The organism is Klebsiella sp. X1-16S-Nf21, from assembly GCF_002837615.1.
GTDB classification, from domain to species: domain Bacteria; phylum Pseudomonadota; class Gammaproteobacteria; order Enterobacterales; family Enterobacteriaceae; genus Klebsiella; species Klebsiella variicola.
This window is the reverse complement of the sequence record NZ_PJDK01000009.1, coordinates 77,508-89,992: the sequence shown is the minus strand read 5'-3', so window position 1 is coordinate 89,992 and position 12,485 is coordinate 77,508. Positions and strand designations below refer to the sequence as shown.

At 58.6% G+C, this 12,485-nt stretch carries 14 protein-coding genes; 9 read left to right on the top strand and 5 right to left on the bottom strand.

Going from position 1 to position 12,485, the window contains the following annotated elements:
- The first annotated feature begins 27 nt into the window (after positions 1-27).
- From CW267_RS06720 to mutS, 8 genes are all read left to right on the top strand, one after another.
- Positions 28-1,059 carry a hemin-degrading factor gene (locus CW267_RS06720; protein WP_100781395.1) on the top strand — a complete coding sequence of 344 codons (1,032 nt, stop codon included), beginning with the start codon at positions 28-30 and terminating at the stop codon, positions 1,057-1,059.
- Complete coding sequence (locus CW267_RS06715) at positions 1,056-1,874, top strand: heme/hemin ABC transporter substrate-binding protein (RefSeq protein ID WP_012540746.1); 819 nt, start codon at positions 1,056-1,058, stop codon at positions 1,872-1,874. Before CW267_RS06720 ends, CW267_RS06715 begins: the two co-directional genes overlap by 4 nt.
- Positions 1,874-2,869 (top strand): FecCD family ABC transporter permease, encoded by a 996-nt coding sequence (locus CW267_RS06710; RefSeq protein WP_032736337.1) that lies wholly within the window; start codon positions 1,874-1,876, stop codon positions 2,867-2,869. Before CW267_RS06715 ends, CW267_RS06710 begins: the two co-directional genes overlap by 1 nt.
- A complete protein-coding gene (locus CW267_RS06705; protein ID WP_032736339.1) occupies positions 2,862-3,641 on the top strand; it encodes a heme ABC transporter ATP-binding protein in 780 nt (259 codons plus the stop codon). Before CW267_RS06710 ends, CW267_RS06705 begins: the two co-directional genes overlap by 8 nt.
- A 279-nt stretch (positions 3,642-3,920) precedes the next feature.
- Positions 3,921-4,403: an Hcp family type VI secretion system effector gene (locus CW267_RS06700; protein ID WP_002915094.1), complete on the top strand. Its 483-nt coding sequence runs from the start codon at positions 3,921-3,923 to the stop codon at positions 4,401-4,403.
- Positions 4,404-4,414: 11 nt separating this feature from the next.
- Positions 4,415-4,864 carry an STM2901 family protein gene (locus CW267_RS06695; protein ID WP_004188736.1) on the top strand — a complete coding sequence of 150 codons (450 nt, stop codon included), beginning with the start codon at positions 4,415-4,417 and terminating at the stop codon, positions 4,862-4,864.
- Positions 4,849-5,196: a DUF1493 family protein gene (locus tag CW267_RS06690; RefSeq protein ID WP_008806210.1), complete on the top strand. Its 348-nt coding sequence runs from the start codon at positions 4,849-4,851 to the stop codon at positions 5,194-5,196. The genes CW267_RS06695 and CW267_RS06690 overlap by 16 nt, the downstream gene beginning before the upstream one ends.
- Positions 5,197-5,464: 268 nt before the next feature.
- The gene (gene mutS / locus CW267_RS06685; protein ID WP_012967342.1) at positions 5,465-8,026 is read left to right on the top strand and encodes a DNA mismatch repair protein MutS; all 2,562 of its coding nucleotides are present in this window, start codon (positions 5,465-5,467) and stop codon (positions 8,024-8,026) included.
- Between the two features lie 118 nt (positions 8,027-8,144).
- Here the strand turns inward: mutS and CW267_RS06680 are convergent, their stop codons facing one another.
- The 4 genes from CW267_RS06680 to CW267_RS06660 form a co-directional block, all read right to left on the bottom strand.
- Complete coding sequence (locus tag CW267_RS06680) at positions 8,145-8,297, bottom strand: Hok/Gef family protein (protein WP_002915097.1); 153 nt, start codon at positions 8,295-8,297, stop codon at positions 8,145-8,147.
- Positions 8,298-8,635: 338 nt separating this feature from the next.
- Entirely contained in the window at positions 8,636-8,872 is a 237-nt protein-coding gene (locus CW267_RS06670) for a non-oxidative hydroxyarylic acid decarboxylases subunit D (protein WP_100781396.1), read from the bottom strand.
- 10 nt (positions 8,873-8,882) lie between these two features.
- Positions 8,883-10,310 carry a non-oxidative hydroxyarylic acid decarboxylases subunit C gene (locus tag CW267_RS06665; RefSeq protein WP_004205612.1) on the bottom strand — a complete coding sequence of 476 codons (1,428 nt, stop codon included), beginning with the start codon at positions 10,308-10,310 and terminating at the stop codon, positions 8,883-8,885.
- A complete protein-coding gene (locus CW267_RS06660; protein WP_002915099.1) occupies positions 10,310-10,903 on the bottom strand; it encodes a non-oxidative hydroxyarylic acid decarboxylases subunit B in 594 nt (197 codons plus the stop codon). The genes CW267_RS06665 and CW267_RS06660 overlap by 1 nt, the downstream gene beginning before the upstream one ends.
- Before the next feature lie 174 nt (positions 10,904-11,077).
- On the opposite strand from CW267_RS06660, the gene CW267_RS06655 reads away from it, so the two are divergent.
- Complete coding sequence (locus tag CW267_RS06655; protein ID WP_064166186.1) at positions 11,078-11,485, top strand: MarR family winged helix-turn-helix transcriptional regulator; 408 nt, start codon at positions 11,078-11,080, stop codon at positions 11,483-11,485.
- An 8-nt stretch (positions 11,486-11,493) separates the two neighbouring features.
- On the opposite strand, the gene CW267_RS06650 is transcribed toward CW267_RS06655, so the two are convergent.
- The gene (locus CW267_RS06650) at positions 11,494-12,381 is read right to left on the bottom strand and encodes a LysR family transcriptional regulator (protein ID WP_012540741.1); all 888 of its coding nucleotides are present in this window, start codon (positions 12,379-12,381) and stop codon (positions 11,494-11,496) included.
- Positions 12,382-12,485: the final 104 nt, after the last annotated feature.

Genomic DNA, 12,485 nt, shown 5'->3' with positions numbered 1-12,485 from the left:
ATATTCATCGTCGAGAAGGATATGATTATGCCAAATGCACACCCTGACCTGTGGCAGCGCTACCAGGCCACCAAAGCGGCCAGTACCGCGAAATATGCCCGCGATATCGCCGCGGAAATGGGGATCAGCGAAGCCGAGCTGACCGCCGCCCGCCTCGGCCATGATGCCGTGCGCCTGAGCGATGACGCCCGGACGCTGATTGCCGCCCTGGAGCGCGTCGGCGAAACCAAATGCATCTGCCGCAACGAGTATGCCGTGCATGAGCAGGTGGGCCAGTTCACGCACCAGCACCTCAGCGGCCACGCCGGGCTGGTGCTGAATCCGCGCGCGCTCGACCTGCGTCTGTTCCTCAGCCAGTGGGCCAGCGCCTTCCATCTGAACGATAATGGCCGTCAGAGCATCCAGTTTTTCGACCACCACGGCGACGCCCTGCTGAAAGTCTATGCGACCGCGCAGACCGACATGGCGGCCTGGGACACCCTGATCGCGGAACATCGGGTAGCGGCGCCCGCACCGCTGGCCCTGCGCCCGCTGGAGCCGGTGAAATATGCCGACACCGCTAACGGTGCCGCCCTGGAGAACGACTGGCGCGCGATGACCGACGTTCACCAGTTCTTCGGTCTGCTGCGTAAATATCAGCTTTCCCGCCAGCAGGCTTTCCGCCTGGTGAGCGACGATCTCGCCTGCCGCGTGGATCGCCATGCGCTGCCGTCGCTGCTGGAGACAGTGCGCCAGGAGGGCAATGAAATCATGATTTTCGTCGGCAATCGCGGCTGCGTGCAGATCTTCACCGGCGCCCTGGAAAAGCTGGCCCCCATGCGCGGCTGGCTGAATATCTTCAATACCACCTTTACCCTGCATCTGCGCGAAGAGAGCCTCGATGAAGTGTGGGTGACCCGTAAACCAACCTCAGATGGACACGTCACCAGCGTCGAACTGTTCGCCAAAGACGGCACCCAGATTGCCCAGCTCTATGGCCAGCGCAGCGAAGGCCACCCCGAGCAGGCACAATGGCGCCAGCAGGTAGATCGTCTGACCCGTGAAGGACTGCCCGCATGATGCGCTGGTTACTGCTCTTCATCGCTTTCCCGCTGCTGAGCCACGCTGCCGTTGAGCGACTCGTCACCCTCGGCGGAGATGTCACTGAGATCGTCTATGCCCTTGACGCGGAACAGAGCCTGGTGGCGCGGGACAGCACCAGCAGCTGGCCCCCGGCGGCGCAAAAGCTGCCGGACGTCGGCTACCTGCGGCAGCTGAACGCCGAGGGGATCCTCGCGTTACGCCCGCAGCTGGTATTAGCGAGCGCCCAGGCGCAGCCTTCGCTGGTCTTACACAAAGTACAGGCGAGCGGGGTGAAGGTGGTTAACGTGCCGGGCGGCGAAAGTCTGTCCGCGATCGATAATAAAGTGGCTGTCATTGCCGAAGCGTTAGGCAAAACGGCGGCAGGCGACGCGCTGCGCCAGCAGCTTCAGCAACAGATCGCCGCCATTCCCACGCAGCCGGTTGCTAAGCGGGTGCTGTTTATTCTCAGCCACGGCGGAATGAATACCCTGGTGGCCGGACAGCACACCGCGGCCGATGGCGCCATTCGCGCCGCCGGGCTGCAGAACGCGATGCAGGGCTTCGACCACTATCGCGCCATGTCGCAGGAAGGGGTCGCCGCCAGCCAGGCGGATCTGGTGGTGATCTCCGCCGATGGTCTCAAAGGGATGGGCGGCGAAGCTGGGCTGTGGAAACTGCCCGGTCTGGCACAGACCCCGGCGGGGCGTCATAAACAGCTGCTGACGATCGACGATATGGCCCTGCTGGGCTTCGGGCCGCGCACACCGCAGGCGATAATCGCGCTGCGAAACAAAGCGGAGCAGTTGCCCTGATGCGCCCTGCCCTCGCCCGCCGTTTGCTGTTGATGATGCTGCTGCTGGTCTCCCTGACGCTGTTTGCCACCACCCTCGGCGCTATGCGCTTGCCGCTGGTCAACCTGCTGCCTTCCGGGGATGAGATGCTGCGCCACATCTGGCTGAGTATCCGTCTGCCGCGGGTGCTGCTGGCCCTGCTGGTGGGCGCGGCGCTGGCCCTCTCCGGTTGCGTGATGCAGGGGCTGTTTCGCAACCCGCTTGCCGACCCGGGCCTGCTGGGCATCAGCAGCGGCGCCGCGCTGGCGGTGGCCAGCTGGCTGGTGCTTCCGTTCTCCGCTACGGGGCTGATCGCCCTGTACATGCCGATGCTGGCGGCGTTTATTGGCAGCCTGGCGGTGATGGTGGTGATTTTCATCCTCAGCCGGGCGGAGGAGGGTTCGCTGTCGCGCCTGCTGCTGGTGGGGATCGCCATCAACGCGCTGTGCGGCGCGCTGGTCGGCGTCCTGTCCTGGCTGAGCAATGACGCCCAGCTGCGCCAGCTGTCGCTGTGGGGAATGGGCAGTCTGGGGCAGGCCGAATGGCCGACGCTGCTGGTGGTCGCAACCTTGATTATCCCGGCGGCGCTGGCGGTGTGGTGGATGGCGTCCCGCCTCAATCTGCTGCAGCTTGGCGATGAAGAGGCACACTATCTCGGGGTCAACGTGCAGGCGCTACAGCGCTGGCTGCTGCTGTGCAGCGCGGTGCTGGTGGCCGCCGCGGTGGCCATCAGCGGAGTCATCGGCTTTATCGGCCTGGTGGTGCCGCACCTGATGCGCCTGTGGCTGGGACCGGACCATCGCGGACTGATCCCCGGCTCGCTGCTGGCCGGCGCGATCCTGCTTCTGCTGGCCGACACCCTGGCCCGCACCGTGGCGGCGCCGGCGGAGATGCCGGTCGGTCTGCTCACCAGCCTGCTGGGCGCCCCCTGGTTTCTGTGGCTGGTCTTTCGTCGGGAGAACTCCAGACATGGTTAATGAATATTGCGCCCAGGGGCTGTCACTTCACCTTGGTAAACGACAGGTTATCGACAACGTCTCCGTCGCGCTGCGCGGCGGCGAGATGACGGCGCTTATCGGGCCGAACGGCGCCGGGAAATCCACTCTGCTGCGGCTGTTGACCGGCTATCTGACTCCGGACAGCGGCACCCGCCGCCTTGCAGGCAAGCCGCTGGAGGCCTGGTCCCCCGAGGCGCTGTCGCGCCGTCGGGCGGTCATGCTGCAGCGAACGGCCCTGCAGGCCGACTGGACGGTGGAAACGGTCATTGCCATGGGACGCGCACCGTGGGGCGCGACGGCAGATCCGGCGGTGCTGGCGGCGGTGATGGCCGTCACCGGCTGCGATCGCCTTGCCGGTCGCCGCTATCCCGGCCTCTCCGGCGGCGAGCAGCAGCGGGTGCAGCTGGCCCGCTGTCTGGCGCAGCTGTGGCGCGACGGCGCGCCGCAGGGCTGGCTGTTTCTTGATGAGCCCACCTCGGCGCTGGATCTTTACTATCAGCAGCACCTGCTGCGTTTGCTCAAACGGCTCACCGCCGGCGGGCAACTGCATGTCTGCGTGGTGCTGCATGACCTTAACCTCGCCGCCCTGTGGGCCGACCGCATTCTGCTGCTCCACCAGGGAAATCTCGTCGCCCAGGGCACGCCGCAGGAGGTGATCCAGCAGCCGGTTATCCATCGCTGGTACGGGGCGGATGTCCGCCTCGTCCAGCACCCGGACAACGCGGCCCCCCAGGTTTATCTGGCGCCATAATCCCCGCGCGGCGCAACTGGAATCCGGATCGCGCCGCGCTTACGCTTTCTGGCAATAATTGCCTGCATTATATTATTGAGGGTCATTTATATTTAAAATCTATACCAATGGCATAATAACCCAATGAAATATTTACGACAGCTATTTTCAAATATAAACCATCATTACAGAGAAGATATTTTCCGTATTAATCCAAAAACGACACATTGATTATTTACTGCGCTTAATCAACTCGATACACTGTTTTTCTTACTAATGATAATAGAGGGAAGAAGAAGCATGGCTATTCCAGGTAATATGTGGATATACGACGACGGTGGGGCACTAATCAAAGGTGGTTGTGATGTTGCAGACAGGGAGTTCAGCATCGAATTTAAAGGGTTTCATCACAATCTCTCCATTCCCACTGATAATGCCACTGGCAAGCCTACCGGCACTCGTCAGCACTCACCAATGATCATCGTTAAAGAATTCGACTATTCCAGCCCATACCTCTACAAAGCAGTAGCTACTGGTCAGAACCTGAAATCTGCTGAAATCAAATGGTATAAAATCAGCGATGCTGGTCAAGAAGTGGAATACTTCAATATGCTACTTGAAGGCGTCCGAATCGTATCAATATCTCCTACAATGGCTTCCCCAGAAGACAAGAACAACAACCATCTTGAATCTGTCGAACTTAGATATGAGAAGATCACCTGGAAACATTGTGACGGAAATATAATTTTCACCGATGCCTGGAATGAAAGACAAACAGCATAATAGATGAGCAAATGGATACGACAGAAGAACTAAATGGAACCTATTTCTATCACGGACAATCCAATCTTTCGGCTGGTGAACTTTTTGATGTCATTTTTCTTGAACAATTTTGTGACGAACTTGGCATTGGTATTGAATCTGGTGCCGCTATCCTCGCCGGGCAACCTTGGCTAAAAACCAGAACAAAGCCAGGAGAGGCAATAAAAGGAACAAGTGTTGTTTCTAAATATGGAAGGATGCTTCTGAGAAATGCAAAAACTCCATTTGGTATTAGGGTTCCTACACCCGTTGGTGTAAGAATGAGAAAAACAAATAGTCTTGCTGCTGTTATCGCCCGTTATGTTCCGTGGTTAGGTTGGATAGGACTTGTAAACTCAATTTATCAAGTTTCAAGAAAAACTCAGGAAAAATACAACCTAATAGCTCGCCCCAAAGACCGTATACAATGGACATCCTTTTAATGAAAAGTATTCAAGATCAGGTTTTAGACTTGTTTAAAGATGAGATCTCAACCCGTTTAGATAAAAATTGGAAAGAAATCCCATTGGAACTTGATTATGACTTATTTGATGCTCCCGGCGACGATCTGCATGACGCTTTAAATAAATTTGAACAAAAATTTAATGTTGATCTTTCCAGTGTTAAATGGTCGTGTTATTTCCCTTGGGAGAATACTCCAATGCTAACTCGGTGGTTTAAAGTAAAACGAGAAGATGTAGAAAAAACGCGTAAACCTTTAACCATCAAAATGTTTGCCGAATCAGCAAAAGCAGGTAAATGGCTTTACGACTAGCAACCACAAGCCGTTGTCGTAACGAGGTCTGCGGCCAGAAGGCAGAACAACATCGACGGCGAACGTAATGCATGAAGACGATCGCGTGCCGGTGATTCAACCACTGTGACGGTACCCCGCCCCCTCTGCAACTGGAATCCGGATCGCGCCGCGCGCTTTCGTCGGTTTCCCTCACCTGCCCATCTCCGTTATTATGTCTCATCCATGTGATAACGACGACAACTACAAAATCGCAGCCATTTCAAATCAGGGATCTGGATAACACCCCATGAGCACAATTGACAATCTCGACGCCCACACGCCGATGATGCAGCAGTATCTCAAGCTGAAGGCGCAACATCCTGACATTCTACTGTTTTACCGGATGGGGGATTTTTACGAGCTATTTTATGACGATGCGAAACGCGCGTCGCAGCTGCTCGATATCTCGCTGACCAAGCGCGGCGCCTCCGCGGGCGAACCCATCCCGATGGCCGGCATCCCCCACCACGCGGTGGAGAACTACCTCGCCAAACTGGTCAACCAGGGCGAGTCGGTGGCCATTTGCGAGCAGATTGGCGACCCGGCCACCACCAAGGGACCGGTCGAGCGTAAAGTGGTGCGTATCGTTACGCCGGGCACCATCAGCGATGAAGCGCTGCTGCAGGAGCGCCAGGACAACCTGCTGGCCGCCATCTGGCAGGACAGCAAGGGCTTTGGTTACGCGACGCTGGATATCAGCTCCGGGCGCTTTCGCCTGAGTGAACCGGCCGACCGCGAAACCATGGCGGCAGAGCTGCAGCGTACTAATCCGGCGGAACTGCTGTATGCGGAAGATTTTGCCGAATCGTCGCTGATCGAGGGCCGCCGCGGTCTGCGCCGTCGCCCGCTGTGGGAATTTGAAATCGACACCGCGCGCCAGCAGCTTAACCTGCAGTTCGGCACCCGCGATCTGGTCGGCTTCGGCGTGGAAAACGCCCCACGCGGCCTGTGCGCCGCCGGCTGCCTGCTGCAGTATGTCAAAGACACTCAGCGCACCTCGCTGCCGCACATCCGTTCCATCACCATGGAACGCCAGCAGGACAGCATCATTATGGATGCCGCCACCCGCCGTAACCTCGAGATCACCCAGAATCTGGCCGGCGGCACCGACAACACCCTGGCCTCGGTACTCGACTGTACGGTGACGCCGATGGGCAGCCGGATGCTCAAGCGCTGGCTGCATATGCCGGTCCGCGATACCGCCGTGCTGGTGGAGCGCCAGCAGACCATCGGCGCGCTGCAGGAGCGCTATACCGAGCTGCAGCCGGTGCTGCGCCAGGTCGGCGATCTGGAACGTATTCTGGCGCGTCTGGCGCTGCGTACCGCCCGTCCACGCGATTTAGCCCGCATGCGTCATGCCCTGCAGCAGTTGCCGCTGCTGCGTGAGCTGCTGGCCGACGTTGACCGTCAGCCGGTGCAAAAATTGCGCGAGAAAATGGGCGAGTTCACCGAACTGCGCGAACTGCTGGAGCGCGCGGTGATTGACGCGCCGCCGGTGCTGGTCCGCGACGGCGGAGTCATCGCTCCGGGCTATAGCGAAGAGCTGGACGAGTGGCGGGCGCTGGCCGATGGCGCCACCGATTATCTCGATAAGCTGGAGATCCGCGAGCGCGAGCGGCTGGGCCTCGATACCCTGAAAGTCGGCTACAACGCCGTCCACGGCTACTACATCCAGATTAGCCGCGGCCAGAGCCACCTCGCGCCGATCCACTACGTGCGCCGCCAGACGCTGAAGAACGCCGAACGCTACATTATTCCTGAGCTGAAGGAATACGAAGATAAGGTGCTGACCTCCAAGGGCAAAGCGCTGGCACTGGAAAAACAGCTTTATGACGAACTGTTCGACCTGCTGCTGCCGCATCTCGCCGACCTGCAAACCAGCGCCAGCGCGCTGGCCGAGCTGGACGTGCTGGTCAACCTGGCGGAACGGGCGGAAACCCTGAACTACTGCTGTCCGACCTTTAGCGATAAGCCGGGCATTCGCATCAGCGAAGGCCGCCATCCGGTGGTCGAGCAGGTGCTGAAAGAGCCGTTTATCGCCAACCCGCTGCAGCTAGCGCCGCAGCGGCGGATGCTGATCATCACCGGGCCGAACATGGGCGGTAAAAGTACCTATATGCGCCAGACCGCGCTGATTGCGCTGCTGGCCTATATCGGCAGCTACGTCCCGGCGCAGAAGGTGGAGATCGGGCCCATCGATCGCATCTTTACCCGCGTCGGCGCGGCGGATGACCTGGCCAGCGGCCGCTCGACCTTTATGGTGGAGATGACTGAAACCGCCAATATTCTGCACAACGCCACCGAGCATAGCCTGGTGCTGATGGATGAGATTGGCCGCGGCACGTCCACCTACGACGGGCTATCGCTGGCGTGGGCCTGTGCGGAAAATCTGGCCAACAAAATCAAGGCGCTGACGCTGTTCGCCACCCACTACTTCGAGCTCACTCAGCTGCCGGAGAAAATGGAAGGCGTCGCCAACGTCCACCTCGACGCGCTGGAGCACGGCGATACCATCGCCTTTATGCACAGCGTGCAGGATGGCGCGGCCAGCAAGAGCTATGGCCTGGCGGTCGCCGCGCTGGCCGGGGTGCCGAAAGAGGTGATCAAGCGCGCGCGGCAGAAACTGCGCGAGCTGGAGAGCATCTCGCCCAACGCGGCGGCGACCCAGGTCGACGGCACGCAGATGTCGCTGCTCGCCGCCCCGGAAGAGACCTCGCCTGCGGTTGAAGCACTGGAGAATCTTGATCCCGACTCCCTGACCCCGCGTCAGGCGCTGGAGTGGATCTACCGTCTGAAAAGCCTGGTTTAGCCACCCATTAAGGTGAAAAACGGCAGCGCCGCTCAGCGCTGCCGTTTTAACAAACTAAAAATGGGTGCTAGAGGATGCGTCCTGACAACCCATACGCGGGGTTGCCCCCGCGCGGATGCTACTTCTTCGATTCGTAAGCGAGAACAGCTTTAAACTCAATATTACGCTCTTTAATACTCAGCTCGCATAGTGAGCTGTGCACCAACAGCGTAAATCCCAGTACCGTAATACAGAGTACGATGATTGCCACAAGGGCATATTTTGTCAGCATATCTTGCCTCCCTGCAAAGAAGAGACTAACATCTGAATTGTCGATGTTCATTCGCTAGCCTCAGTTGATAGAAATATCTCCTGGGGCTTTCGTCTGTCTGGGGTCCTGGTAATGCTCAAGGCCAGACAGCCTCAAGCACCCGCCGCTATTCTATACTCGTCAGGGCGTGAAATTTATCTGCAAGGAATTAATCAGACGGATTTTATAATAATCTGGAAGCAGGCTCGCAAAGTCATCCCAGTATATTAACCCTTCGCGTAATTTTTTAATTTAATGAAAAAATAGCTTCCATAATTGTACTAAATATAAAAAAGGCCCGACTTAGCGGGCCCCTTTCATTAACGCTTATCTTCCGGCAATAGCGGCGGTACGTGTGGCACCTGCGGTGCCTCATCAATATCTTTCTGCGTCATGCGGAACGCTTCCGGATAGTGTTCGCGACTGGTGCGGCGCAGCGGCTCGGTATCTCGCCAGGTGTAAAGACAGTGCTGGCACTGATGCACGGTCCAGACCCCTTTCACCGGCGAGGTCGCCATGACTTCAATCTTTTCATCGGCGCAACGTGGACAAATCATCTTTTTCTCCTTATTTACGGTTGGCCAGCATAGCGGTCAGTTTTTCAGCCCAGGCTTTAGTTTCCGGCAGATCCTGCACCGGCTGGCTGTAGTGGCCGCGAAGGTCCGGCGCAACCGGGGTGGTGGCGTCGATAATCAGTTTGTCGGTGATGCCTGCCGGGCTGGAGCCAGGGTCAAGTTCAAGGACCGACATGTTCGGCAACTGCACCAGGTCACCCGCCGGGTTAACTTTCGAGGAGAGCGCCCACATCACCTGCGGCAGGTTGAACGGGTCGACGTCTTCATCAACCATGATCACCATCTTCACATAGCCGAGGCCGTGCGGAGTGGTCATCGCCCGCAGGCCCACCGCGCGGGCAAAACCGCCGTAGCGTTTTTTGGTGGAGATGATCGCCAGCAGACCATGGGTGTACATGGCGTTGACCGCCTGCACTTCCGGGAACTCTGCCTTCAACTGCTGATACAGCGGCACGCAGGTCGCCGGGCCCATCAGATAGTCAATCTCGGTCCACGGCATACCGAGATAGAGCGATTCAAAAATCGGTTTGCTGCGATACGAGACTTTGTCGATACGCACTACCGTCATGTTACGACCGCCGGAGTAGTGACCGGTAAACTCACCGAACGGCCCCTCGATCTCACGCTTACGCCCTTCAATGACCCCTTCGAGGATCACTTCCGAACCCCAGGGCACGTCAAAGCCGGTCAGCGGCGCGGTGGCGATGGGATACGGGCTCTCGCGCAGCGCGCCAGCCATTTCATATTCTGATTGATCGTATTTCAGCGGCGTGGCGCCCATCAGGGTAATAATCGGGTCGTTACCGAGGGTAATAGCGATCGGCAGATCTTCCCCACGCTCTTCCGCTTTGTGCAGATGCAGCGCGATATCGTGCATCGGCACCGGCTGCAGGCCGAGCTTGCGCTTGCCTTTCACTTCCATGCGGTAGATACCGACGTTTTGCTTACCGAAGTTGTCAGGATCAAGCGGGTCGCGTGATACGACACAGGCTTTATCGAGGTAGAAACCGCCGTCACCATCGTTGAGGCGGAACAGTGGCAGAATATCGAACAGGTTGATATCGTCGCCATCCACGGTGTTTTCCGCCCACGCCGGGTTGGCGCGGCGCTCTGGCGTCACCGGGAAGTTATCCCAGCGGCGAATGAATTCATCAATCTGCTTTTTCACCGGCGTGTTGGGCGGCAGGCCCAGCGAGATGGCATGGTTCTGCCACGAGCCGATGGTGTTCATCGTCACGCGGGCGTCGGTAAAGCCGCGAATATTATCGAACCACAGCGCCGGGGCGCCGTCGCCGATGCGTCCGGTCGCATTGGCGGCCGCCGCCAGATCGGGCTCAGCGTTCACCTCTTCACTGATTTTCAGCAGTTGTCCCTGGTCATCCAGCGCCTGCAAAAAGCTACGCAAATCATCAAAAGCCATTATTCGATCTCCTGTGCAAATTGTTCTGCCGTGCGCAAGCCGTTCCAGCGGCGCGCTTTGTGATAGTCGAGGCCAAACTGATCCAGCACCCGGGTGACGATATGATTGGTGATATCGTCAACCGTCTCCGGGTGGTTGTAGTAAGCCGGCATCGGCGGCACCATCGCCACGCCCATGCGCGACAGCGCCAGCATGTTCTCCAGATGGATCGTGCTGAGCGGCATTTCCCGCGGGACCAGCACCAGCTTGCGCCCCTCTTTGAGCACCACGTCCGCCGCGCGGCCCACCAGCCCTTCGGCATAACCCGCGCGAATGCCTGCCAGCGTTTTCATACTGCAGGGAATAACGATCATGCCGTCGGTACGAAATGAACCGGAAGAGATGGTGGCGGCCTGGTCTGCCGGGCTGTGGGAAAAGTCCGCCAGCGCGGCCACTTCGCGCGCTGTCCAGGGCGTTTCCAGCTCGATGGTGGTTTTGGCCCATTTCGACATCACCAGGTGGGTTTCCACCTCCGGCATATCACGTAGCGCCTGCAGCAATGCCACCCCAAGCGGAGCCCCGGTGGCCCCCGTCATCCCAATAATCAGTTTCATTCCAGACCTCATTCACTTTGTTCGTACACGAACTTTATATTTAAAGTACCCTCTCCGGACGGGGATGACAAGATAGTTCGTATACGTGCGCATTTTTAATCAAAAACGCAGAAAGGGTATAAAATGGCGTACGAACGGCTATCATAGAGGTGACAGTTTTGTTACGGAGTATTCATGGAGTTACGAAACGAAGCATTTCACCTGCTGCGCCAGCTTTTTCAAAAACATACCGCCCGCTGGCAGCAGGCGTTACCGGATCTGACTAAACCTCAGTATGCGGTGATGCGCTCGGTAGCGGAGCAGCCGGGTATCGAGCAGGTCGTGCTGATTGAAGCGGCGGTCAGTACCAAGGCCACGCTGGCGGAGATGCTCAGCCGGATGGAGGCGCGCGGCCTGGTGCGCCGTGAGCACGATCCCGCCGATAAACGCCGCCGTTTTGTCTATCTGACCGAACAAGGCGAGGCGTTGCTTAACCGTTCGATTCCGCAGGGCAATGAGATCGATGACGAGTTTCTCGGCCGCCTGAGCGATGGCGAACGTGAACAGTTCACCCGGCTGGTGCGCAAAATGATGGCGCCCTGAACGGGCGCTTAACCGACCTTCTCGCGCAGGAAGTCAATAAACGCCCGCACCCGGGTCGGCATATGCTGCGCATCGGGATAAAGGGCATACACGCCCTGCTGTGGGAAATGGTATTCCGACAGAAGCGGCACCAGCTCCCGCTGCGCCACTTTTTCGGCTACCAGCCATGCCGGCAGCAAGGCGATGCCGCACCCGGCCAGGGCAAAGCTCATCAGCGCCGTAGCGCTGTCGGCTGAAAAGCGCGGCGCGCTGGCGATGGCGAAATCCACCTCTGTCTGTTGATCCGTGCGCAGCTGCCAGCGCAGCGGCGCCGACAGACGCTCATGAATAATCCAGTCAGCTTGCGCCAGATCGGACAGCGTCTGCACCGGATGGCTTGCCAGCCAGGCCGGAGAGGCGACGGGCAGGATCGCGAAACTGGCTATCCGCGTCGCCCGATAGCGGGAATCGGCCAGCGTACCGAGGCGTATCGCCACATCAAATCGTTCTGAAATGAGGTCCGCATGATGGGAGGACGAAACGTGGCGCACCCGCAGCGCCGGGTGACGACGGGCAAACGCGGCCAGCGCCGGAATGATAACCTGCGCGCCATACTCAGGCGTGGTGGTGATCCGCAGCTCGCCACTTAAGCCGGTATGGCTGGCCCGCACCTCATCCTGCAGATTTTCCGCCGCTTTCAGCAGCGCCACCCCGCGCTGATAGAACAGCGTCCCGGCGTCGGTGAGGCGCAGACGACGCGTTGAGCGCAGCAGCAGGGTCACCCCCAGCTCATTTTCCAGTTGCCGCACGTTAAAGCTGACCACCGCCTTGGTCTGCCCCAGCGCCGCAGCGGCCAGGGTGAAGCTGCCGGCATCCACCACGGCGATAAACATGGTCACACGCTGAAGATTAAGCATTGTCGTCCGGATGATTGTCAAAAATATTCAGACAGTATATCCCGACCAGCCCCGTTTATCCCCCGCAGAACCGGGTTTACAGTAGCCGCCTGTCTGAGGGAGTG